Below are 22,206 nucleotides of genomic sequence, written 5' to 3'. Positions count from 1 at the left end.
GCCCCGCTGACCTCGGCGGAAGCGGCGGGGGCGGCGCACCCGCCGGCCCCGGAATCGCCGGCGCGCCCAGTCGGGCCGACGCGTACTTCGATCCCCTCGACGGTCGGTCGGCTCCCTGACGAGCGTTGTTCGGGCGTCGTCCACAGGCCTGACGGATCGCGGTAAGGTCTCGTTAACCGTCCTGGAGTGTTCTATCTTCGTTCTCATATCGAGTCGGAGAGAGACCATGCCCGAGCCCCTGCGCCAGCCGCGCGAGCCTCGCCGTTCGGCGGATGCGCCCGTCTCCTGCCCGGTCGAGGAGATCGCCCAGGCCTATCTGAACGCCACCGAGGGCGATGCCGGCATCGCCCTGCGCTGCGCCATCACCGATGCCCTCGCCGACCTGATGGAGGCGGAACGCCGGGCTCGGGAGAACAGCCGGCTGATCTCGCGCGGTTACGTGCGCGACGCCGCGCTCCGGTGGTGAGCCATTCCGTTCTGCCGCCATTGAAGCGCGGCTTTGACGGTGCATCTAATCCTCCGTCTCGACCCGTTGGAGTGTCCCGGATGCGTCCGCGTGTGATCCTGTGCCTCGCCGGCCTTGCCCTGTTCTCTGCTTCGGCGGCGCGTGCGGAGCTGCTCATCAGCGTCGACAAGGACGCCCAGCGCATGACCGTCGCGGTGGACGGGGAGACCCGTCACGTCTGGCCGGTCTCGACCGGGATCGCGTCCTACGACACGCCCAGCGGCGGCTACCGGCCCTTCCGGATGGAGGCCTCCCATTTCTCGCGGGAATGGGACAATGCGCCGATGCCCCACGCGATCTTCTTCACCCAGACCGGCCACGCCATTCACGGCACCACGCACACGCGCCGCCTCGGCAGCGCGGCCTCCCATGGCTGCGTGCGGCTCTCGCAGCGCCATGCCGCGACCCTGTTCGCCCTCGTGAAGCAGCAGAAGATGGCCAACACCCGCGTGGTGATCGAGGGTAGCGTGGCCGAGCCCGCGGTGGCCGACGTCCACCGGCCGCCCGCAGCCGTCCGAAGCGGCGGATGGCGCGGCGACGCCGTCGTGGCCGTGCGCTCGCGCGGCGACGCCTCGGACGAGGTCTACGGTGCAACGTCCCGCCGCCGGGTCCGCGACCCGTTCGGCGACCCGTTCGGCGACCTCTACGACGCTCCGCCGGCCGGCCGGTCCGGCGACCTTTACTGAGGCTGCCGCGGTCCGGGCAGCGCCCCCGGATGGGGGAGCGGGCGGCGCCCGAAGCCCATCCGGACGGCGGCGGCGCAATCCACGAACGATGCGTTCGAGACGCTTGAAATGGCGCGAGCCACAGGATAAGTCCCCCTCACGTGCCGCCGTAGCTCAGTTGGTTAGAGCACTAGATTGTGGATCTAGGGGTCGCCCGTTCGAGCCGGGCCGGTGGTACCATCATATTCGTTCGATGAAGCAAGGGGTTGGCCTTCAGGCCGACCCCTTCTTCGTTTCGGGTCCGCGCTACGGCGCGAGGCCCGCGTCAGATCTCGGGCAGTGCCTTGACCAGGGCGCGGAAGCGGTCGCCCCGCACCTCGAAGTTCGGGAACTGGTCGTAGGAGGCGCAAGCCGGCGACAGCAGGACGACCGGCTCTGGGGCCGGGGATGCGGCCGCCGCCGTCGCCGCCGCCTCGGTCGCGGCCTCCAGGGTGCCGCAACGGGTGAAGGGCACCCTCCCCTCCAGCGTCGCGGCGAAGGTGTCGCTCGACGCGCCGATCAGGTAGGCGTGGGCGACGCGGTCGAACAACGACGCCAGCGGCGCGATCCCGCCCTCCTTGGCCTTGCCGCCAACGATCCAGTGGATGTCGCGGAAGGCGAGAAGCGCCTTCTCGGTCGAATCGGCGTTGGTCGCCTTGGAATCGTTGACGAACAGCGCGCGCCCCCGACGCCCGAGCCCTTCCATGCGATGGGCAAGGCCCGGAAAGCTCCGCAGGGCCGCGGCGAGGGTGTCGCCCGCGATCCCGAGGGCGCGGGCCACGGCGACGGCGACCGCCGCGTTCTGCCCGTTATGGGCGCCGCGGAGCGAACCGATGCCGGACAGGTCGGCGAGGCAGGTCCCCTCTTCATCGAGGATCCGGGCGTCCCGGACGATCAGGTCGCCGGCCTCCCCGCCGTGGCCCTCGACATGGATCCGCACCCGCGGGGCCCCGCGCCGTCCGGCGATGGCCGCGCAGTGGGGATCGTCCACCCCGACCACGGCGAGGCCGGCGCCCTGGATCACGCGCTCCTTGATGGCGGCGTAGTTCTCCATGCTGCCGTGGCGGTCGAGATGATCCGGCGTCAGGTTGAGCAGAACGCCGATGCCGGGCTTGAGCGAGGGGGTCAGATCGATCTGGAAGGTCGAGAGCTCGACGACGTGGACGCGGCTGTCGGAGGGCGGGGCCAGCGAGAGGATCGCGGTGCCGATATTGCCGCCCATCTGCACGTCGCGGCCGGCCTCCCGCAGGACGTGGGCGGTCAAGGCCGTCGTGGTCGATTTGCCGTTGGTGCCGGTGATCGCGACGAACGGCGCTTTGGGAGCCAGCGCCGCGCGTTCCCGGCAGAAGATCTCGATATCGCCGATGATCTCGACGCCGGCCCCTTTGGCGAGCGGGACGGTCCAGTGCGGCTCGGGATGCGTCAACGGCACGCCCGGGGCCAGAATCAGGGCGGAAAAGCCCGACCAGTCGGCGTCGCGCAGATCCGACACCGTGACGCCCTGCTCCCGGGCCCGGTCGCGGCTGCTCGTGCTGTCGTCCCAGGCGAGCACGTCGGCCCCGCCGGCGAGCAGCGCGCGGACGGTGGCGAGCCCCGAGCCGCCCAGGCCGAACAGGGCGACCTTCTGGCCGGCGAAGGTGGTGGCGGGCGTCATGGCATTCTCGACGTTGCGGGAGGACACCTCCCCATAGCCCGTCCCCGCCCTCCGCCTAAGGGGGCCGCGTCGGCGGCCTTGGCCCGTCGCCGCGGAGGGACGCCGAGGGTCGGAGTGGCACCCCGGACCGGGTTCGATCGCGCCTCAGCGCAGCTTCAGCGTGGCGAGCCCGACGAGCGCCAGGATCACGGCGATGATCCAGAAGCGGATCACGACCTGCGGCTCCTTCCAGCCCTTCTGCTCGAAATGGTGGTGGATCGGCGCCATGCGGAAGACGCGCTTGCCGGTGAACTTGAACGACAGCACCTGGATGATCACCGACATGATCTCGAGGACGAACAGGCCGCCGACGATGGCGAGCACGATCTCGTGCTTGGCCGCCACCGCGATGATGCCGAGCAATCCGCCGAGTGCCAGGGAGCCGGTATCGCCCATGAAGATCTGCGCGGGCGGCGCGTTGAACCAGAGGAAGCCAAGCCCTGCCCCGATCACCGCGCCGCAGACGACGGCGAGTTCACCGGTGTCGCGCACGTAGTTCACCTGCAGGTAGCCCGCGGTGAACGAATTGCCGACGAGATAGGCGATCACGCCGAAGGTGCCGCAGGCGATCATCACGGGGACAATGGCGAGCCCGTCGAGCCCGTCGGTGATGTTGACCGCGTTGCCCGCGCCGACGATCACGAAGGCCGCGAACGGAATCCAGAACCAGCCGAGGTTCAGCAGCGCGTCCTTGAAGACCGGGAAGGCGAGCTGATTCTGGAGCGAGGCCGGGGAATAGACCGAGATCAACAGGCAGGCCGCGCCCGCGATCGCGAATTCGAGCAGGAGACGGAAGCGCCCGGAAAAGCCCTTGTGGGACTGCTTCGTGACCTTGAGATAGTCGTCGTAGAAGCCGATCGCGCCGAAGCCGAGGGTCACGGCGAGGGTCACCCAGACATAGTGGTTGCGCGGGTTGGTCCAGAGCAGAACCGAGACCACGGCGCCGGCCAGGATCATCAGGCCGCCCATGGTGGGTGTGCCGCGCTTGGTCAGGTGCGTCGCCGGGCCGTCCTCGCGGATCGGCTGGCCCTTGCCCTGGCGCAGGCGAAGGAGCGAGATGATCCAGGGTCCGAACCAGAACACGAAGAAGCCCGCCGTGAACAGCGCGCCGCCGGTGCGGAAGGTGATGTAGCGGAACACGTTGAGGGGCGTGAGCGTGCCGCTCAGTTCCGACAGCAGATAGAGCATCCGAGGGTCCGTCCGCGGCAGTGGTCTTCGAGTTCGGCCGTGCCGAGGGGCGCGACCGGGCTCAAGGGTGCCGGACGCGAACGGTCCGGTGTTCAATAGGCGTCAGCGAACCGCCTCGAGCGAGGCTTCGCGCTGGCCCGGGGGCAGCGCGTAGCGGGCTTTGACCGCTTCGACAATCCGGGCCATGCGCATGGAGTTCGAGCCTTTGACCATCACGGCGTCGCCCGGCCTCAGGACGGCGACGACCGCATCGGTGATCTCGGCGGCGGTGGCCGCGGCCCCGCCCCGGCGTGCCATCGGCAGCGCCTCGAACAGGTGGCGCATCAGCGGCCCGGCGGCGAAGACGAGATCGACGCCGTGGGCCTCGACCGCCTCGGCCAGGCCGTGATGCAGGCTCTCGCCCGCCGCGCCGAGCTCCTTCATGTCGCCGAGCACGGCGATGCGGCGCCCCTTCGACCCGACCTCGATGCCCGCGAGCGTCGCGAGCGCGGCCCGGATCGAGGCGGGATTGGCGTTGTAGCTCTCGTCCACCAGGAAGGCCTCGCCGTCCGCGATCCGCAGGGCGGTGCGCTCGCCGCGCCCGACCGGCGGCTTGAGGCTGGCGAGCGACAGGGCGGCGCGGGCGAGATCGGCCCCGAGGGCGTGGACCACGGCCAGCACGCCGAGCGAGTTCATCGCCACGTGCCGACCCGGGGTGCCGAGCTGGTAGGCGACCGGCACGCCCATCACGGTGGCGTCGACCACCGAGACGTCGGGGCGGGTGAGGATGCGGTGGGCGCGGACATCCGCCTCCGCGTGCTCGCCGAAGGTGACGACCCGGCCCGCCCGCGAGGCGTGGGCATGGGCGAGCAGACGCGAAAAGTTCGGGTTGTCGCGGTTGATCACCGCCACGCCCGCGGGTTTCAGCCCGGAGAAGATCTCGCCCTTGGCGTCGGCGATTGCCGAGAGGGACGGGAAGTGCTCGATATGCACCGGCTCGACGGTGGTGATCAGCGCGACGTCGGGCGCGACCATGGCGGCCAGCGGCAGGATCTCGGCGGCGTGGTTCATGCCGATCTCGAACACGCCGTAGCGGGCGCCCTGCGGCATGCGGGCGAGTGTCAGCGGCACGCCCCAGTGGTTGTTGTAGGAGGCGACGGAGGCGTGGGTCGGTCCCTGCGCCGACAGGACGTGACGCAGGGCCTCCTTGGTGCCGGTCTTGCCGACCGAGCCCGTCACCGCGACGATGCCGGCCTGCGACCGCGCGCGGGCGGCAAGGCCGAGCCGGCGCATCGCCTCCAGCACGGGATCGTCCGTCGTCTCCGGCACCGCCAGGACGGGGCCGAGATCGGAGAATTCGTCCGCCCGGGAGGCCGCGACCACGGCGGCGCCCGCGCCCTTGTCGAGAGCGGTGCGCACGAAGTCGTGGCCGTCGCGCGCCTCGCCCCGGATCGCGAAGAACAGGTCGCCCGGCGCGAGGGTGCGCGTGTCGATCGAGGCCCCGGCAATCGGGCGCGGCGCGCCGAGCAGGCGTCCGCCGGTGGCGGCTTCGAGGGCGGACGGGGTCCAGAGAGGGGCGTCGGTCATCCGTTCACCTCGGCGATCGCGGCGCGCAGGGTCTCGTGATCCGAGAACGGGAACACGTTTGTCCCCACGATCTGGCCGGTTTCATGGCCCTTGCCGGCCACCACCAGCACGTCGCCGGGCCTCAGATGTCGCACCGCGTCGTGGATGGCCTCGGCCCGGTCGCCGATCTCCTCCGCCCCCGGCGCGGCGGCGCGGATCGCGGCGCGGATGGCCGCGGCTTCTTCCGTGCGGGGATTGTCGTCGGTGACGACGACCCGGTCGGCCAAACGAGCCGCGATGGCGCCCATGATCGGGCGCTTGCCCCGGTCCCGGTCGCCGCCGCATCCGAACACGACGACGAGCCGGCCGCTCGCGAAGGGACGCAACGCGGTCAGCACGTGTTCCAGGGCCTCCGGCTTGTGGGCGTAGTCGACGAGGCAGAGCCCTTCGTTGGCCTCACCGATCCGCTCCATCCGGCCGGGGACGCCGGTCAGGTGTTCGAGGGCGGCGAAGACGCCGGCCGGGTCGGCCTCGCCCGTCGGCGTCGAGAGGGCGAGGCCGGCGGCGACCAGAGCGTTCTCGACCTGGAAGCCGCCGACCAGGGGAAGCCGCACCTCATGCGTGTCGCGGCCATGGGCCAGCGTCAGGGCCTGGGAGAACCCCTCGGTGCGAGCCTCGAGCAGGCGGATGAAGTCGCCGTTCTGCCCGGTGGTGCGGATGGCGTGGCCGGCGGCGTCGGCGGCGCCGACCACGCGCTCGGCATAGGCGCCGTCGGCGTTGACGATCGCGGGCCGCCCCTTGGGCAGCAAAGTCGTGAACAGGCGCAGCTTCGCCTCGAGATAGTCCTCGACCGTCGGATGGTAGTCGAGATGGTCGCGCCCGAGATTGGTGAAGGCGGCGGCGGTGAGGTCCACGCCGTCGAGGCGGCGCTGCTCGATGCCGTGGGACGAGGCCTCCATGGCGAGATCCGTGACGCCGTCGGCGGCGAGCCGCGCCAGGGTCTCGTGCAGGGTCACGGGGTCGGGGGTGGTCAGCGAGCCGTAGGCGGCGCCCCGGTTGGTGACGATCCCGACCGTGCCGAGGCTGGCCGCATCCCGCCCCAGGCGGGCGAGGATCTGGCGGACGAAATCGGCGACCGAGCTCTTGCCGCTGGTTCCGGTGACGGCCAGCACGATTTCGGGCTGGCGGCCCGACAGGCGGGCGGCGGCGAGGGCCAGCGCCCGGCGCGCGTCGGGAACGGCGATCCAGGCGGTGCCCGCGGGAAGCGCGTTCGGGCGCCCGCCCTCGCCGACGACGGCCACCGCTCCGGCGGCGGCGGCGGCGGCGGCGAACAGCCGACCGTCGGCCTTGGTGCCGGGGACGGCGACGAAGACGCCGCCCGGCGCGACCCTCCGGCTGTCGGCGGTGAGACCCGCGACGGGGCGGCCCGCGACATCGGCTTCGGCTTCGGGGAAGAGCTGGCCGAGGGTGGGTGCGTTCATGCTCAGAGGCTCCGCATCGGCATGGCCGCTCCGACCCGTGCCCGCATTCCGACTCAGGTCCGTCGCCTTGCCGCCCGGTCAGAGCCCGTCAAGGGCGCCGCGTCTCGAAAGAAGGCGCCGCCCACAGGTCTCGGCTCGGCCGCGCCCGCTGGATGCGGCGACGGATCCGAACCGAGTGTCCGGAAATGGGGGGCCGAGGCAAGGCGTCCCGTCACGGGCCGCCGGTCTGGGTCGCGTGGTAGGCGCCGAGCTTGACCATGAGCGGGAACGGCTTGGCCGGGGCCTCGAATTTCGGCGGCAGGCCGACGATCGGGGAGACGCGCTCGATGATCCGGCCCGTCACCACGCCGGAATTCCAGGCGGCGGTGGCATAGCCGCCGGATTCCGGCAGGCCCTGCGGCTCGTCCATGATGGTGACGAAGAGGTATTTCGGCTTGTCCATCGGCGCGGCGGCCGTGAACGTCGTGAAGAGACGGTTCTTGACGTAGCGGCCGTTGATCACCTTCTCGGCGGTGCCGGTCTTGCCGCCGACATAGTAGTAGGGGACCGCCGCCTTCTTGGCCGAGCCTTCGACGGCGTTCAGGCGCATGATGAAGCGCATCGCCTCGCTGGTCTCCGGCTTGATGACCCGGACCGACTTGGCGTGGGCCTCCTCCTCGGTGGTCTTGAGGAAGGTCGGCGTCATCAGCTCGCCGCCGTTGACGATGGCCGCCACCGCCGCCGCGGCCTGAAGCGGCGCCACCGCGAGGCCGTGGCCGAAGGCGATGGTGATCGTGTTGATCTCGGTCCAGCGGGACGGGACGATCGGGCTCGCGCTCTCGGGCAGCTCGGTGCGCAGGCGGTCGGTCAGGCCCATCTTCTTCAGGAAGGCCTTGTGGCCGGGCACGCCGACGCCGAGGGCCATCTTGGCCGAGCCGATATTGGAGGAGTGGGTGAACACCTCCGGCATGGTGATGACCCGGTTGGTGCCGTGATATTCGTGGATCTTCTGGCGGCCCCAGTGGAGCACGCCGCCGCGGGTGTCGAAGGTCGAGTTGACGTTGTACTTGCCGGAATCGAGCGCCATGGCGAGCGTCATCGCCTTGAAGGTCGAGCCCATCTCGTAGACGCCGACATTCATCCGGTTGATGCGGTCGTCCGAGAGCGCGTCCTTCGGATCGTTCGGGTCGAAATCCGGATAGGAGGCGAGCGCGACGATCTCGCCGGTGTTCACATCCATGATCATGGAGGCGCCGGCCTTGGCCTTGAAGTGTTCCACGCCCCGGACGAGTTCGTCGCGCACGGCGAACTGCGCCCTCAGATCGATGGAGAGCTGGACCGGTTTGAGATCGGTCTGCTTGGCGACCAGGCCGAACTCGTTGAGCGCCCGGTTGCCCTGCGTGTCGATGTACTTCTCGATGCCGGCGATGCCGACATTGTCGAGGTTGGTCACGCCGAGGATGTGGGCGGCGGCCGTGCCGTTCGGGTAGACGCGCTTGTGATCCGGCAGGAAGCCGACGCCGGGAATACCCAGGCGGTGGATCTCGAGCTGCTGCTTTGGCGTGATCTCGCGCTTGATCCAGACGAAGCCCTTCTTCGAGGCCAGCTTGGCGCGCAGCTCCGCCGCATTCAGCTCGGGCAGGACGGCGGTGAGAAGCTCCACCGCCTCGTCCCGGTCGAAGGTGCGGGCCATCCGGGTCGGCTCGGCGAAAGCCGAGACGGTGCGGATGTCGGTGGCTAGGATCTCGCCATTGCGGTCGACGATGTCGGGGCGGATCGCCGTCGTGGCGGCGGCCGCCGCGCGATGGTCATCGCTGTTGGTGCCGGGCGTGGCCGCCATCACGATCAGCCGCATGGCGATGGCCGAGAACACGGCCGCGAAGGCGAGCCCGACCAGGGCGACCCGGGCGTGCGAGCGCTCGATGGCGAGGCGGAACATCGTCCGGTAGAGACGGACGATCGCGGTCGGCGGTGGCTCGCTCTTGACCACGCGGCCCGGCCCGGCCTCTGCCGGCGGCACGGCCGCTTCCAGGGGCGCCCCGTCGGGGCTTTCCTGCGCGGTGGACGGCTCTTGTGACGGATCGTGGGACACGGGAACGCTACCTCGAAGCCGCCGGGGGACGGGTGGAGACGGTGCGGGTGCTGACGGAGCCGGTGGTGCGCGGCTCGTCGCGGGCGGCGAGCGGCTTGTCCTTCGGCGTGGCGGTCGGCGTCGCCGTCGAGGCGAGCAGGCGGCCGATCTCGTCGCCGCGCTCGGGCCGGGCCGGCAGGTCGGAGAGCCGGGCGAGGTGCTCGTCGCCGACGGCCTCCAGGGCGAGGTGGCGCGCCACCGCTGCCTGCAGGCGATCGGGCCGGGTCAGGAGCTGCCACTCGGCCCGCAACACGGCGATGGCCTGGCGCTCCTTGTGCAGCCCGCTCTTGAGCTTGGACACCTGCCCGGCCTGATAGAGCGTGTCGTACTTGATCGAGTAGGCGTAGATCGCCGAGCCGATCAGGCCGGCGATGGCGAGCACGTTGAGCAGCCGGATCACCGCCGTGCCCTCCTGGTATCCGCGGGCAGGCTGGCCAGCGCCTCGATGGCCGAGAGCGTCGGCGGTGGCGGCGCCTCGGTCCGCTCGGCGGCGCGCAGCTTGGCCGAACGCGCGCGGGGATTGATGTCGGTCTCGCCCTCGGAGGGCAGAACCGGGCCCTTGGTAACGAGCCGGAAGCTCCGCGGCGGGGGCGCCTCGGTCCCCGGAAGATGGCGGGAGGACTGCGCCGCGCGTCCGCTGCGCGCGGCGAAGAACTGCTTCACGATACGGTCCTCAAGGGAATGGAACGTCACCACAGCGAGCCGTCCGCCGGGCCGGAGCGCCCGCTCGGCGGCGTGCAGGCCGCGCACCAGCTCGCCCAGTTCGTCGTTCACGGCGATGCGCAGACCCTGGAAGCTGCGGGTCGCGGGATGGATCGGGCTGCCGGGCTCGGCCCGCACCACGCCGGCCACGAGTTCGGCGAGCTGCGCGGTCGTCTCGATCGGGGCGCGGCGGCGCGCCTCGACGATGGCCCGGGCCACCGCCCGCGAGCGGCGCTCCTCGCCGAAATGGTAGAGGATGTCGGCGAGCACCGCCTCCTCGGATCCGTTGACGAGGTCGGCGGCCGAGGGTCCGTCGCCGCCCATGCGCATGTCGAGGGGACCGTCCTGGCGGAACGAGAAGCCGCGCTGCGCTTGGTCGAGCTGCATCGAGGACACGCCGATATCGAGGACGATCCAGTCGGCGCCGGCCTCGCCCGCCTCCGCCAGGAGGGTATCGAGCGCACCGAAGCAGCCCTGGACGAGGCGCAGACGGCCCTCGGCCGTCCGCACGAGATCCTGGCCCGCGGCGATTGCCGTCGGATCGCGGTCGATCGCGATCACCTGCACACCCGGCCCTGCCTGGAGGAGCCCGCGGGTGTAGCCACCGGCGCCGAAGGTGCCGTCGACCGCGAGCCCGTCGCGGTCCAGGCCGAGGGCGGCCAGAACCTCGGGCAGAAGCACCGGAACGTGGCGGCCCTGATCAGGGGCGGCCCTGCGCGGCGAGCGGGTCATCGACGCGCCTCCGGAAAACGGCGGGAGACCCGGAATCCGGGACGGGCGCGGACGATCTCCGGCGCGGAACGATGCATGATGGCCTGCTGCGTGGACGGACCACGCCGAAGCGGCCCGGACGATGGTGGCGTCGCCAATCCGTCGGCCCGGGACACGCGCACGAACCCTCGTCAGGCAACCTGAACGAGCTTCGGCCGATCCGGTATCGGGCGTCAACGGGATGGCGCGGGGTAACATGGGCCCTCGAAACGCGTCAACGAGCTTGACCATGCAGGCAGACCCGGATCAGAGCCCAGCAAGGTTAATCGAGCGTCAATGGTGACGAGAAAACCGCCTCGCGCCGCACCGGCGCAGAGCGTCGCGGCGCGCGACAGGCGGGGCAGCCCCGCGTGCTCGCGTTGGGGCGCAACCGGAATGGGGTGGATCAGCCGGCCTGTAAGCCGGGTTCTGTAGGGCCCGAACGACCCGTGAGGGTCGTCCGGACGTGGCAGCCATTCCTCTGGGACGGTCGTCGCCGACCGCCTCGAGCAACCAACCCGGGCGACGAGCCTGGAGAGCGGGCCTGCCCTCCCCTTCCGGGGAAGGCGTGTCGCCCCTATTCGGTTTTGCTCCCGGTGGGGTTTGCCGTGCCGTCCGCGTTACCGCGTCCGCGGTGCGCTCTTACCGCACCCTTTCACCCTGACCCCGGCAAGGACGGTGTCCTTGTGGGGCGGTCTGCTCTCTGTGGCACTGTCCCTGGGGTCGCCCCCGCCGGATGTTATCCGGCACCGTCTCTCCATGGAGCCCGGACTTTCCTCCCCGCCTGACGCGGAGCGGCTGCCCGGCCGACTGATCCGGCGCCGGATTGCGACGGGCGCGAGCCGGGGTCAAGCGTCTCGGAGCATCGCCAGCCAATCGTCCTCCGAGACGACCGTCACCCCGTGCTTCTCGGCATCCTTGAGCTTCGACCCCGCCCCGGGACCGGCGACCACGAGATCGGTCTTGGCCGAGACCGAGCCCGAGACCTTGGCGCCGAGGCGCTCGGCGGTGGCCTTGGCCTCGCTCCTTGTCATCTTCTCGAGGGTGCCGGTGAAGACGACGGTCTTGCCCGCAAAGGCCGCCGCATTGGCCGCGGCCTCGAGCGGCGTCGTCTCGACCGCGTCGAGGAGCGCGAGCACCGCGTCCCGGTTATGCGCCTCGGAGAGGAACTGGATCAGCGAATCCGTCGCCACGGGGCCGATCTCGCCGTCATCGGCGAAGACCCGGTAGGCGTCGCCGGGCCGCTGGCCCGCCGCCCGCTCGAGCGCGGCCTCCGCCTCCGCCTCGCTGCCGTAATGGGCGAGCACCGCCTCCCGCTGCGAGGGGGTGAGGCGCCCCCGCAGCCGGGCGCCGAGGCTCAACCCCTCGATCTGCTCGCCGGGTGTGGGGTCGAGGGTCTCGAACAGCTTGTCGCGGGTGCCAGGTCCGATGCGCGGCAGGCCGGAGAGCTCCAGCCAATCGCGCCCGGCCTGCGCCTGCGCCGCCGCGTCGAGGGCCGTGATCACGGCCTGCATGTCGGAAAAGCGCTTGGCCAGCGCCTTGGCGGTCGTCTCCCCGATATGGGGGATGCCGAGGGCGAACAGGAAGCGGTTGAGGGCGATCTTCCTTCGAGCATCGAGGGAGGCGAGCAGGTTGTGGATCGCCTTGTCCTCGTCCTCGCCCTTCTTCTTGGCCGCCTTCTTCGGCGTCGCCTCCGCGTCCGTGCGGCGCTGGGCCGAGAGCGCTTCCCGCCGGGCGACGATGGCCGCCTTCAGGGGCGCGAAGTCTAGCCGGAACAGGTCGGCGGGCTGACGCACGAGGCCCGCCTCGAACAGCACCTCGACATAGGTCTGGCCGAACCCTTCGAGGTCGAAGCCGTTGCGCGAGACGAAGTGCTTCAGCCGTTCGAGCCCCTGCGCCGGGCAGATCAGCCCGCCGGTGCAGCGCCGCACCGCGTCGAGTTTCTTCGTACGCGGGTTGAGCTCGCGCACCGCCTTGCTTCCGCAGGCCGGGCAGGTATCGGGAAAGACGAACGGGACGGCGTCGGCGGGGCGCTTCTCCAGCACCACGTCTAAGACCTTGGGGATCACGTCGCCCGCCCGCACCACGATCACCGTGTCGCCGACGCGGATGTCGCGGCCGTCCCGGATCGGCTCGCCGTCGCCGCCGACGCCCTGCACGTAACCCTCGTTGTGGAGCGTGGCGTTCGAGACGACGACGCCGCCGACCGTCACGGGCTTGAGGCGGGCCAGCGGGTTGAGCGAGCCGGTGCGGCCGACATTGATGTCGATGGCGAGGAGCTCAGTGATCGCCTCCTGCGCCGCGAATTTGTGGGCCAGTGCCCAGCGCGGGGCCCGGCTCACGAAGCCGAGGCGGCGCTGGAGCGCGAGGTCGTCGACCTTGTAGACGACGCCGTCGATGTCGTAGCCGAGATCGGCCCGCTCGGCCTCGATCGACCGGTAATGGGCGATCATCTCCGCCGCGTCCCGGCAGCGCTTTGTGCGCGGATTGACCGGCAGGCCCCAGGCCGAAAAGCGTTCCAGCACCGCCGATTGGGTGTCGGCGAAGGGCTCCGACACCTCGCCCCAGGCATAGGCGAAGAACCGCAGCGGCCGCGCGGCGGTGATCGCCGCATCCTTCTGGCGCAGGGACCCGGCCGCCGCGTTGCGGGGATTGGCGAAGGTCGGCAGACCCTCGGCCTCCTGGCGGGCGTTGATGGCGGCAAAATCGGCGTGCGACAGGTAGACCTCGCCGCGCACCTCCAGCACCGCCGGCCCGCCGCTGCCCGACAGGGTTTCGGGAATGTCCTTCACCGTGAGGGCGTTGGCGGTGACCTTCTCGCCGACCTCGCCGTCCCCCCGGGTCGCGGCGGTGACGAGCCTCCCCGCCTCGTAGCGCAGGGACAGAGACAGCCCGTCGATCTTCGGCTCGGCGGTGAAGGCGAGCGCCTCGTCGGCGCCGAGGTTGAGAAAGCGGCGCACGCGGGCGACGAACTCCTCCACCTCCTCATCGGCGAAGGCGTTGCCGAGGGAGAGCATCGGCACCGCGTGGCGGACCTTCTCGAAGCGGCTCGAGGGTTTCGCGCCGACCGCGGCGCTGGCCGTGCCGGTGCCGGCAAGCGCCGGGAAACGCGCCTCGATCGCCTCCAATTCGCGGCGCAGGGCGTCGTATTCCGCGTCCGTGATCTCGGGGGCGTCCTCGCCGTGATAGAGGCGGTCGGCCTCCGCGATCGCGTCCGAGAGCGCGGCGTGGCGCGCCCGGGCGGCGTCCTCGGTGAGGGTTTCGACGGCGGAGGCTTCGATACGCGGCATGGGGCGCGTTCTAGCGGGATTCGCGCCCATGGCGATAACCCGGGCCACCGTTTCCGCCTCACTCCCGCCATGGCGGGGCGGCCAGAACACACGGGACGGCCGGATCCGGCGGAGGAACGATGACACGCACCGCAAGCGCCGCGTTCTGGCTGGCCGGCCTCGCCGGACCGGCCCTGGCGGCCCCCTGCACGGCGCCCGTGCCGCCCCCGGCGGAGGCCCGGCCGGTCAAGCCCGCGCTTCCCGACAAACCGGCCTGCCTCGAAGCCAAGGGCGGCTGCCCCGGCTGGGAGGCCTACAGCTACAACGACGCGATCAAGGCCTATAACGCGCAGGCTCAGGCCTTCCGGCCGCTCGCGGAGGCCTACCTGCAGCGGCTGAACGCCTATGTGAAGGCGAGCGGCGACTACGCGCAATGCGAGGTGAAGGCGATGCAGCCGTAGGGTTTCACCCTTGCTCGGGTCCGGTGCCGCGAAGGCCTGCGCGTTCGGCCGCGGCCCTGCATGAGCCATCATCGCATCCCCGAGGCGAAGACCTGGCCCCTCATCCACCCTGGTCGCGGCGTCGAGGATCGAATCGAGATCCGGGTCGCTGCGGCGGACGCTGTGACTCTGGATCCGCCGCGCGTGTGCCTGTCGGTCGGGGATCGCTTCGCCCCTTCGAGCGACGAGCCGGAGACGCGACGCTGCTTGACGCTCCGGAACGCCGGTGCGACAGCCCCCCGTCGCTGACCCGAACCCGGACGGCCCGATGCCCGACCCCCTCGATCTCCTCGTCCTCGGCAACGCCATCGTCGACCTGATCGCCCACGCCGAGGACGGCTTCCTCGCCGAGCAGGGCGTGGCCAAGGGCGCGATGCAGCTCATCGACGAGCCGCGGGCCGAGGCCCTGTTCGCGGTGATGGGGCCGGCCACGGTCGTCTCCGGCGGCTCGGGTGCCAACACCGCCGTCGGCGCGGCCCTGCTCGGCGCGAAAACCGGCTTCGTCGGCAAGGTGCGCGACGACGAGCTCGGCCGCCTGTTCAGCTACGACCTGAAGGCGACGGGCGTGCGCTTCGACGTGGCCCCGGCGACGGAAGGGCCGGCCACGGCCCGCTGCTTCATTCTGGTGACGCCCGACGGCGAGCGCACCATGAGCACCTATCTCGGCGCCTGCCAGGGCCTCTCGCCCGACGACGTGGACGAGGCCACGGTGCGGGCCGCCCGCGTCACCTATCTCGAAGGCTATCTGTGGGATCCGCCGGCCGCCAAGGACGCGTTCCGCAAGGCCGTGAAGATCGCCCACGCGGCCGGCAACGCCATCGCGCTGACCCTCTCGGACGCCTTCTGCGTCGACCGCTACCGCGACGAGTTCCTCGGCCTGATCCGCGAGGGCAGCATCGACATCCTCTTCGCCAATATCGGCGAATTGCAGAGCCTCTACCGGACCGACGACCCGGAGGCGGCGATCAAGGCGCTGCGGGACGAGCGCGACGCGGCCGGCAAACACCTGCTCGGCCTCGTCACCCGCTCCGAAGAGGGCGCGCTCGTGGTGCGCGGCGGCGAGGTGCGCAGCGTCCCGGCCTCGCCGGTGCGCGCGGTGGTGGACACGACCGGCGCGGGTGACCTGTTCGCGGCGGGCTTCCTGGCCGGCTATGCCCGCGGCCTCGACTACACGACGAGCGCCCGCCTCGGGACGATCGCCGCCGCGGAGGTCATCGAGCATGTCGGGGCGCGTCCCCAGCGCGATCTGCTCGCGCTGGCCCGCGAGCACACGCTGCTTTGACCCCGGCGTGACGGGCCCTTCGCCCCGGGCACCGCGTGGCGGGCTCTGGGGGCAGGAGCTCGCTGCCGTGACGATCGCCCTACGATCTCCGGCCGCACCCCCGCGAACGTTTCCGCGGCGTCGACCATCGGCTGCCGGCCGCCGGGCATATGGGGGCGGCCAAGACGTGCCTCAGCGTGTCGTGACTGGTTCGGGCGGGCCGCCCGTGCCGAAGAGCCCATGAGCCCGCGCACTGTCCCGGCCCCGGGACGACGATGGACTTCGCCTGCGCGGCCTTGATCGTCGCGATCGGCCAGTTTCAGGTCTCGCGCGCCCGGGACGCGGCGGCCGAATCGGCCTGGAGCGAAGGGAGGCGATGGCGGGACGCGCCGGGGCTGAGCGGATCACCAGCCTCCTCGTCTCCGGGATGCGCGACATCACGCGGCGCGCTGATCTCGCTCACGGAGCAACGCGACTTCGTCGGATCGTCGGATCTGTGCCGCGACGACGCGGAGCGGCAGCCCTCGCGCGGAGCTGGTCCGGTGCGAAGCGCTCCGGATCGCCGCCGTCCTCGCCCGATCTGCGCTCGAGACCCGCGCACACGTCCGGGCAGCCCAAAAAGAACCGTCCCGGACCTCGGATCCGGGACGGTTCGCTCAGCGTCCGGGGCGCACCGCCGAAGAGCTAGACTCTGCCCCTCGGGAAGATGCGTCCCGCGTCGGTCCGCTCAGCGGGCGCCGATCAGTTCGACGTCGAAGATCAGCGTGGCGTTCGGCGGAATCACGCCACCGGCGCCCCGGGCGCCGTAGCCGAGTTCCGGCGGGATCGTCAGAATGCGGCGGCCGCCGGTCTTCATGGTGGCGACACCCTCGTCCCAGCCGCGGATCACCTGGCCGGCGCCGATGGTGAAGGTAAAGGGCTGGCCGCGGTCGCGGGAGGAATCGAACTTCTTGCCCTGCTTGCCGCCGCCCGCATCGAGCCAGCCGGTGTAATGGACGGTGACCTGCTGGCCGGATTTCGGCTCGGGGCCGGTGCCGACGACCTCGTCGGTGTAGCTGAGGCCCGAAGGCAGCGTAACGGGCTGGGCAGAAGCGGCTGCGGTCATGGCGAGGACAAGAGCTCCGGCTAAGGGAAGGATCGGACGCATAGATCTCTTCTCATCACGTCGTCCGGGACGACGGGCGGGCCGGTTAGCACGTCGAGGCGCAGAACGCGAATACCGGCCAGCCCGCCTCAATCGAGGGCCGCGGGGGCCTCGTCGGACCGTGCGTCTTCCCGCTTGAGCCGCTTGCGGTATTGCATGGCGCCGAAGGGGATCGCGACGAGGTAGCCGACGCTGATCGCCGCCAGCGCCTCGAAGGGGAAGCTGATGACGAGGCCGAAGCCGACCACGACGACGAGGAAGATCGGGACCACGAGGTCGCGGGGCACGCCCTTGCCCCAGGTCTTGCCGGAGAAGGTCGGCACCGTGGAGATCACGAGAAGCGCGATCATCAGCACGTAGACGAGGATGACCGGCGTCCCCCACGAGTCGAAGGGCAGGCCGAGGAAGTGCAGGTAGAGCGGCAGCATCCCGGTCAGGGCGCCGGCCGGGGCCGGCATGCCGACGAAATAGTCCTTCTTCCATTCCGGGCGGTTCGGGTCGTCCAGCATGGCGTTGAAGCGGGCGAGCCGCAGGCACATGGCGATGGCGAAGACCAGAGCCACGATCCAGCCGACGGACTTCAGGTTGTGCAGGGTGAAGCTGTAGAGGATCAGCGCCGGGGCGCAGCCGAAATTCACGAAATCGGCCAGGGAGTCGAGCTCGGCGCCGAACCGCGAGGTGCCCTTGAGAAGGCGCGCCACCCGCCCGTCGACCCCATCGAGCGCGGCGGCGACGACCACGAAGATCACGGCGGGCTCGAAGCGGTCCTCGAAGGCGAGCCGGATCGCGGTCAGCCCGAGGCACAAGGCCAGCAGGGTGATCATGTTCGGCGCGATGATCCGGAACGGCACCGGCCGGAAACGACGGGGCCGGTCGTTCGGATCGGGCGCGAAGGGGGGGAAGAGATCGTCCATGTCGCCTCGTGCTGGTGTCGCCCCGGTCTCGGTCGCGTCGCGGTCGCGGCTTGGCGTCCCTCGGCTCAGATCCGGCGGAAGTCGCGCTCCGGGCCCCCGCCGAGATCGGCCAGCACGGTCTCGCCGGCCACCGCCTTCTGGCCGAGCCCGACCAGGAGCCGCGTGCCGACCGGCAGATAGACATCGACCCGCGAGCCGAAGCGGATCAGCCCGAACCGCTCGCCGACCTGCTTGGTCTCGCCGGCCGAGACGAACCCGACGATGCGCCGGGCCACCAGGCCGGCGATCTGGACGACACCGATGCGGACCGGCTGGCCGCGATGGGTCGTCTCCATCACCAGACCGTTGCGCTCGTTGTCGTCGCTCGCCTTGTCGAGTTCGGCATTGAGGAACAGACCCGGCGTGTAATGGATCTGGCCGATCTTGCCCGTCACCGGCACGCGGTTCACGTGACAGTCGAACACGTTCATGAACACCGAGACCCGCAGCATCGGCTCGTGCGACAGGTCGAGCTCGGGCGGGGGCAGGACGGTGGCGATCAGGTTCACCCGTCCATCGGCGGGCGAGACCACGAGCCCGTCGCCGACCGGCACGATCCGCTCGGGATCGCGGAAGAAGTAGCAGACCCACAGGGTCAGGATCAGGAACACCCAGCCGAAGAACTGCGAGAAATATCCGGCGCCGACCGTCAGCACGATGCCGATCAGGATGAAGGGGTAGCCCTCCTTGTGGATCGGCACGAGCGTCCGGCGGATCGTCTCGATGAGGTCGGTCATGGGGCTCTTGGAGGCTTGGCGCCCGCGGGCGTTCCCGTGCCGGATGGCAGGGGCTCAAGCGTCCGTCAACCGTCGGGCCATCGCTCCGGACAGGCGGAAGGTGCCGCGTCCCGCCGCCTTGGCGGCATAGAGGGCCGCGTCGGCCCGGGTGAACGGGTCCGACGCCTCCGCTCCCGACCGGGCCACCCCGACCGAGGCGCCGAGGCGATAGCACCGGCCACCGTGCCCGAACGGGCGGCTCATTGCCTCGACGATCCGCGCCGCGCAGGAGGCGGCGGCGCCCGTCCCGAGGGCGGAATCCAGGACCACGGCGAACTCGTCGCCACCGATGCGCGCCACCAGGCCCGCCTTGCGATCGGCCCCACCGCAGGCCTGCGCGATCCGCCGGGCCGCCTCGCGCAGGCAGAGGTCGCCGACCGGGTGTCCGAACGTGTCGTTGATCGCCTTGAACCCGTCGAGGTCGATCAGGAAGAGGGTGCCCACAGGCTGCCGGAGCCGGGCCTCGAAGCAGGCGCGGTTGGCCAGTCCCGTCAGGGCGTCGGTCTCGGACTGCCGCCGCATCCGCTCCAGCCGGTGGTGTTCCTCGCTTACGTCCTGCTTCAGGCCGAACAGCCGCACGGGCACGCCGTCGCGGCGCTCGACGGTGGCGGTGATGCGGATCCAGCGGCTCGGACGACCAGGCGGAACGATCTCGGCATCGAGGCTGAAACCACTGCCCTCTCCCAGCGCGCGGTTCCGCATCGTCGTGAGGGCCCGCCGCGAATCCGCCGTGTAGAGGGCGAGCGAGCGCGACCGATCGGTCGGCGAACCCGGAGCGAGCCCGAACAGATCGTAGACGCCGTCACTCCATTCGAGCCGCTCGTCGGGCAGCGTGCAGGCCCACAGGCCGATTCCGGCCGCACGGAGCGCGGGCTCGAACTCGGTCGCCCGGCGCGTCAGTTCCGCTCGCTGGGCCTCGATCACCTTCGCCTGGACGCGCAGCTGCATCCGCAGATCTTCGCCCGCGGTGGCGCCTCGGTCCGCAAGGCTCGGCGAAGGGTCCGGCATGGGGCGAGTCCTTCTCCTGCGCGCAAGCCTCGCACCTCGGACACCGCCTGGGCGACCGGATCTCGGACCTTGTCACCGGGGGCCCAGCGCCCACCCCAAGGGCCGATGCCCTATTCTGAGGCAGACAGCTTTCCCGATCGTGAAAGCTGCCCGCGGCGTCAGATCGCCGGCTCGGGCTCCGGCCGGGCCGAGAGGGCGCGCTCGTCCTCGGCGCGCTTCAGGGCCTCCCGCGCCTCGTCGGCCTGGCGCTGTCGGTCCCAGAGCGCCGCGTAGACGCCGCCGCGGGCGAGCAGCCCGGCATGATCGCCCCGCTCGACGATGATGCCGCGGTCGAGCACGAGGATCTCGTCGGCGTTCACCACGGTCGAGAGGCGGTGGGCGATGACCAGGGTGGTGCGGCCCTGGCTGACCCGGTCGAGGGCCGTCTGGATCTCCTGCTCCGTGAAACTGTCCAGCGCCGAGGTCGCCTCGTCGAGCACGAGGATCGGCGGTCCCTTCAGGATCGTGCGGGCGATGGCCACGCGCTGCTTCTCGCCGCCCGAGAGCTTGAGGCCGCGCTCGCCCACCGGCGTGTCGTAGCCCTCCGGCAGGCTTTCGATGAAGCGGTCGATCTGGGCGAGGCGGGCGGCCTCGCGCCATTCGGCCTCGCTCGCGTCCCAGCGGCCGTAGCGGATGTTGTAGCCGATCGTGTCGTTGAACAGCACCGTGTCCTGCGGGACCATGCCGATCGCCGCGCGCAGCGACTCCTGGCGCACCCCCGCAATGTCCTGCCCGTCGATGGTGATGGATCCGCCCTGCGGCTCGTAGAAGCGGAACAGCAGCCGCGACAGGGTCGACTTGCCCGCGCCCGAGGGACCGACGATGGCGACCGTCCGTCCCGCCTGCACCTCGAAGGAGACGCCCCGCAGGATCGGCCGGGCCGGGTCGTAGGCGAAGCGCACATCCTCGAACTGCACCGTGCCGGCCTCGACCCGCAGCGGCGGCGCGCCCGGACGATCGGCGATCTCGGGGTTCTGATCGAGGATGCGGAACATGTCGTCGATGTCGATGAGCGCCTGTTTGATCTCCCGGTAGATCATGCCCATGAAGTTGAGCGGGATCGAAAGCTGCACCAGCATCGTGTTGACGAGCACGAACCCGCCGATGGTGGTGTGGCCGGACAGGATATCCCGGGCCGCCAAGGCCATCACGGCCGTCATGCCGACGGTGAAGATCACCGCCTGGCCGGCATTCAGCACGGCGAGCGAGACGTAGGTCTGCGTCGAGGCCTTTTCGTATTTCTCCATCGAGCCGTCGTAGCGACGGGCCTCGCGGGATTCCGCGCCGAAATACTTCACCGTCTCGTAGTTCAAGAGCGAGTCGACCGCCTTGGTGTTCGCCTCGGTGTCGGAGTTGTTCATCCGGCGGCGGATGCCGATGCGCCACTCGGTGGCCTTCCAGGTGAAGCCGAGATAGGCCGCGATCATCGTGGCGACGACGACCGAGTAGAGCCAGTCGAACTCGTAGGCGAGGATGCCCATGACGAGCGCGAGCTCGACGATCGTCGGCACCAGCGTCAGCACCATCAGGCGCGACAATTCCTCGATGCCCCCGCGTCCCCGCTCCAGCACGCGGGTGAGGCCGCCGGTCTTGCGCTCCAGGTGGAAGCGCAGCGAGAGGCGATGCATGTGCTCGAAGGTCTGGAGCGCGAGGCGGCGCACGGCGTGCATCGCCACCTTGGCGAATAGACCGTCGCGCACCTGCGTCAGCCCGGCCATGGCGATCCGCGACAGGCCGTAGAGGGCGATCAGCAGGAACGGGGCGGACAGGAGCCCGGCGGGCGAGGCGAGGCTCTCCGCCGCGCCCTTGCCGGCGGCGGTGGCCGCCACCAGCGCGTCGGTCGCCCATTTGAAGGTGAAGGGCATCACCATGGTGGCGGCCTTGGCTACCATCAGCAGGCCGAAGGCGAGGAAGACGCGCCGCTGGAGATCGACCCGTCCGTGCGGCCAGAGATAGGGCCAGAGGCGGCGATAGGTCGTCAGGAGGCCGGGGCGTTCGAGCGGCGCGGGCGCCCCCTGCCCTGCCGGCGCGGGTGTGTTGGCCATGTCGGATTCGATGGAGGGTTCAGGATCGCGGACGGGGCCGCGGATCGCCCGCATATAGGCCCGCCGCCGGTCCGGCGCATCCCGGGCCGGTGTCGCGGCGGCCGGAGCCGCCGGAGAGCTTAAGACCTCTTGGGCGGCGCGCCGCTCGCAGCGGGCGAATCCTTGGGTAGCACGAAGATCTGGCCGGGATAGATCAGGTCCGGATTGCGGATCTGCTCCTGGTTGGCGTCGTAGATCACCGTGTAGCGGTTGCCCTTGCCATAGGTGCGGCGGCTGATCTGCCACAGACTGTCGCCGCGGGTGATCCGCGCGGTGCCGACCTCCGGCACGAACACCGTCCCGGGCCGGTCTTCCGTCGCCCCGGTCACCGAACTCTGGTCCGGCTCGACGATGCGGCGGGCGACCTGATCCCGCACCGCAGGCGCGGGGGCAGGCGCGGCCGCACCGGGCAGGACCGGCGACAGGGCTGAGGCGGCGCGACCGTCCCGGTCCGGCGTTGGGGCGCCGGCCCCGGCGGAGGCCGCCATCGACGC

The 22,206-nt window shown here is 70.8% G+C and carries 18 protein-coding genes, 1 tRNA gene and 1 other RNA gene; 5 read left to right on the top strand and 15 right to left on the bottom strand.

Annotated elements, in window-relative coordinates:
* The first annotated feature begins 226 nt into the window (after positions 1–226).
* From LW587_RS17020 to LW587_RS17010, 3 genes are all read left to right on the top strand, one after another.
* The gene (locus LW587_RS17020; protein WP_232630783.1) at positions 227–466 is read left to right on the top strand and encodes a hypothetical protein; all 240 of its coding nucleotides are present in this window, start codon (positions 227–229) and stop codon (positions 464–466) included.
* Positions 467–546: 80 nt separating this feature from the next.
* Entirely contained in the window at positions 547–1,191 is a 645-nt protein-coding gene (locus LW587_RS17015) for a L,D-transpeptidase (RefSeq protein WP_232630782.1), read from the top strand.
* 142 nt (positions 1,192–1,333) lie between these two features.
* Positions 1,334–1,410, top strand: a tRNA-His gene (locus tag LW587_RS17010).
* A gap of 85 nt (positions 1,411–1,495) precedes the next feature.
* On the opposite strand, the gene murD is transcribed toward LW587_RS17010, so the two are convergent.
* The 9 genes from murD to ligA form a co-directional block, all read right to left on the bottom strand.
* Positions 1,496–2,863, bottom strand: a complete 1,368-nt coding sequence (gene murD / locus LW587_RS17005; RefSeq protein WP_232630805.1) for a UDP-N-acetylmuramoyl-L-alanine--D-glutamate ligase — start codon at positions 2,861–2,863, stop codon at positions 1,496–1,498.
* A 144-nt stretch (positions 2,864–3,007) separates the two neighbouring features.
* A complete protein-coding gene (gene mraY / locus LW587_RS17000) occupies positions 3,008–4,090 on the bottom strand; it encodes a phospho-N-acetylmuramoyl-pentapeptide-transferase (RefSeq protein WP_232630781.1) in 1,083 nt (360 codons plus the stop codon).
* 102 nt (positions 4,091–4,192) lie between these two features.
* Positions 4,193–5,656 (bottom strand): UDP-N-acetylmuramoylalanyl-D-glutamyl-2,6-diaminopimelate--D-alanyl-D-alanine ligase, encoded by a 1,464-nt coding sequence (locus LW587_RS16995; protein WP_232630780.1) that lies wholly within the window; start codon positions 5,654–5,656, stop codon positions 4,193–4,195.
* The gene (locus LW587_RS16990; RefSeq protein ID WP_232630779.1) at positions 5,653–7,116 is read right to left on the bottom strand and encodes a UDP-N-acetylmuramoyl-L-alanyl-D-glutamate--2,6-diaminopimelate ligase; all 1,464 of its coding nucleotides are present in this window, start codon (positions 7,114–7,116) and stop codon (positions 5,653–5,655) included. Before LW587_RS16990 ends, LW587_RS16995 begins: the two co-directional genes overlap by 4 nt.
* Before the next feature lie 211 nt (positions 7,117–7,327).
* Entirely contained in the window at positions 7,328–9,187 is a 1,860-nt protein-coding gene (locus LW587_RS16985; protein ID WP_442919160.1) for a peptidoglycan D,D-transpeptidase FtsI family protein, read from the bottom strand.
* A 7-nt stretch (positions 9,188–9,194) separates the two neighbouring features.
* The gene (ftsL, locus tag LW587_RS16980; RefSeq protein ID WP_232630778.1) at positions 9,195–9,626 is read right to left on the bottom strand and encodes a cell division protein FtsL; all 432 of its coding nucleotides are present in this window, start codon (positions 9,624–9,626) and stop codon (positions 9,195–9,197) included.
* Positions 9,623–10,660 carry a 16S rRNA (cytosine(1402)-N(4))-methyltransferase RsmH gene (gene rsmH, locus LW587_RS16975; RefSeq protein ID WP_232630777.1) on the bottom strand — a complete coding sequence of 346 codons (1,038 nt, stop codon included), beginning with the start codon at positions 10,658–10,660 and terminating at the stop codon, positions 9,623–9,625. Before rsmH ends, ftsL begins: the two co-directional genes overlap by 4 nt.
* Before the next feature lie 420 nt (positions 10,661–11,080).
* Positions 11,081–11,492: RNase P RNA component class A (rnpB, locus tag LW587_RS16970), an RNA gene on the bottom strand.
* A gap of 34 nt (positions 11,493–11,526) precedes the next feature.
* A complete protein-coding gene (ligA, locus tag LW587_RS16965; protein WP_232630776.1) occupies positions 11,527–13,968 on the bottom strand; it encodes an NAD-dependent DNA ligase LigA in 2,442 nt (813 codons plus the stop codon).
* Between the two features lie 119 nt (positions 13,969–14,087).
* Between ligA and LW587_RS16960 the strand changes: the two genes are divergently transcribed.
* Both LW587_RS16960 and LW587_RS16955 read left to right on the top strand, forming a co-directional pair.
* On the top strand, positions 14,088–14,408 hold the full coding sequence (locus tag LW587_RS16960; protein ID WP_232630775.1) for a hypothetical protein: 321 nt from the start codon (positions 14,088–14,090) through the stop codon (positions 14,406–14,408).
* Positions 14,409–14,715: 307 nt separating this feature from the next.
* A complete protein-coding gene (locus LW587_RS16955) occupies positions 14,716–15,729 on the top strand; it encodes an adenosine kinase (protein ID WP_232630774.1) in 1,014 nt (337 codons plus the stop codon).
* A 706-nt stretch (positions 15,730–16,435) separates the two neighbouring features.
* Here the strand turns inward: LW587_RS16955 and LW587_RS16950 are convergent.
* The 6 genes from LW587_RS16950 to LW587_RS16925 form a co-directional block, all read right to left on the bottom strand.
* Positions 16,436–16,855: an FKBP-type peptidyl-prolyl cis-trans isomerase gene (locus tag LW587_RS16950; protein WP_232630773.1), complete on the bottom strand. Its 420-nt coding sequence runs from the start codon at positions 16,853–16,855 to the stop codon at positions 16,436–16,438.
* Between the two features lie 86 nt (positions 16,856–16,941).
* Positions 16,942–17,766, bottom strand: coding sequence for a CDP-diacylglycerol--serine O-phosphatidyltransferase (gene pssA / locus LW587_RS16945; protein ID WP_232630772.1), 825 nt, complete (start codon positions 17,764–17,766; stop codon positions 16,942–16,944).
* A gap of 65 nt (positions 17,767–17,831) precedes the next feature.
* Complete coding sequence (locus LW587_RS16940) at positions 17,832–18,587, bottom strand: phosphatidylserine decarboxylase (protein ID WP_269780342.1); 756 nt, start codon at positions 18,585–18,587, stop codon at positions 17,832–17,834.
* 9 nt (positions 18,588–18,596) lie between these two features.
* Positions 18,597–19,589 carry a sensor domain-containing diguanylate cyclase gene (locus tag LW587_RS24060; RefSeq protein ID WP_269780341.1) on the bottom strand — a complete coding sequence of 331 codons (993 nt, stop codon included), beginning with the start codon at positions 19,587–19,589 and terminating at the stop codon, positions 18,597–18,599.
* 158 nt (positions 19,590–19,747) lie between these two features.
* Positions 19,748–21,673 (bottom strand): ABCB family ABC transporter ATP-binding protein/permease, encoded by a 1,926-nt coding sequence (locus LW587_RS16930; RefSeq protein ID WP_232630770.1) that lies wholly within the window; start codon positions 21,671–21,673, stop codon positions 19,748–19,750.
* A 119-nt stretch (positions 21,674–21,792) separates the two neighbouring features.
* Positions 21,793–22,206, bottom strand: a 414-nt coding sequence (locus LW587_RS16925) for a LysM peptidoglycan-binding domain-containing protein (protein ID WP_232630769.1), incomplete at its 5' end; no start/stop codon positions are given.

The sequence above is a fragment of the Methylobacterium sp. Leaf118 genome, assembly GCF_920984675.1.
Lineage (GTDB): Bacteria > Pseudomonadota > Alphaproteobacteria > Rhizobiales > Beijerinckiaceae > Methylobacterium.
This window is presented reverse-complemented; position numbering and strand designations above follow the sequence as displayed.

Bases quoted from the DNA above. Each gene is read 5' to 3' on its own strand.
- pssA (WP_232630772.1), bottom strand. From the start codon at position 17,766: ATGGACGATCTCTTCCCCCCCTTCGCGCCCGATCCGAACGACCGGCCC.
- LW587_RS17015 (WP_232630782.1), top strand. From the start codon at position 547: ATGCGTCCGCGTGTGATCCTGTGCCTCGCCGGCCTTGCCCTGTTCTCT.
- LW587_RS16955 (WP_232630774.1), top strand. From the start codon at position 14,716: ATGCCCGACCCCCTCGATCTCCTCGTCCTCGGCAACGCCATCGTCGAC.
- LW587_RS16930 (WP_232630770.1), bottom strand. From the start codon at position 21,673: ATGGCCAACACACCCGCGCCGGCAGGGCAGGGGGCGCCCGCGCCGCTC.
- LW587_RS24060 (WP_269780341.1), bottom strand. From the start codon at position 19,589: ATGCCGGACCCTTCGCCGAGCCTTGCGGACCGAGGCGCCACCGCGGGC.
- LW587_RS16960 (WP_232630775.1), top strand. From the start codon at position 14,088: ATGACACGCACCGCAAGCGCCGCGTTCTGGCTGGCCGGCCTCGCCGGA.
- LW587_RS17020 (WP_232630783.1), top strand. From the start codon at position 227: ATGCCCGAGCCCCTGCGCCAGCCGCGCGAGCCTCGCCGTTCGGCGGAT.
- ligA (WP_232630776.1), bottom strand. From the start codon at position 13,968: ATGCCGCGTATCGAAGCCTCCGCCGTCGAAACCCTCACCGAGGACGCC.
- mraY (WP_232630781.1), bottom strand. From the start codon at position 4,090: ATGCTCTATCTGCTGTCGGAACTGAGCGGCACGCTCACGCCCCTCAAC.
- murD (WP_232630805.1), bottom strand. From the start codon at position 2,863: ATGACGCCCGCCACCACCTTCGCCGGCCAGAAGGTCGCCCTGTTCGGC.
- LW587_RS16995 (WP_232630780.1), bottom strand. From the start codon at position 5,656: ATGACCGACGCCCCTCTCTGGACCCCGTCCGCCCTCGAAGCCGCCACC.
- rsmH (WP_232630777.1), bottom strand. From the start codon at position 10,660: ATGACCCGCTCGCCGCGCAGGGCCGCCCCTGATCAGGGCCGCCACGTT.
- LW587_RS16950 (WP_232630773.1), bottom strand. From the start codon at position 16,855: ATGCGTCCGATCCTTCCCTTAGCCGGAGCTCTTGTCCTCGCCATGACC.
- LW587_RS16990 (WP_232630779.1), bottom strand. From the start codon at position 7,116: ATGAACGCACCCACCCTCGGCCAGCTCTTCCCCGAAGCCGAAGCCGAT.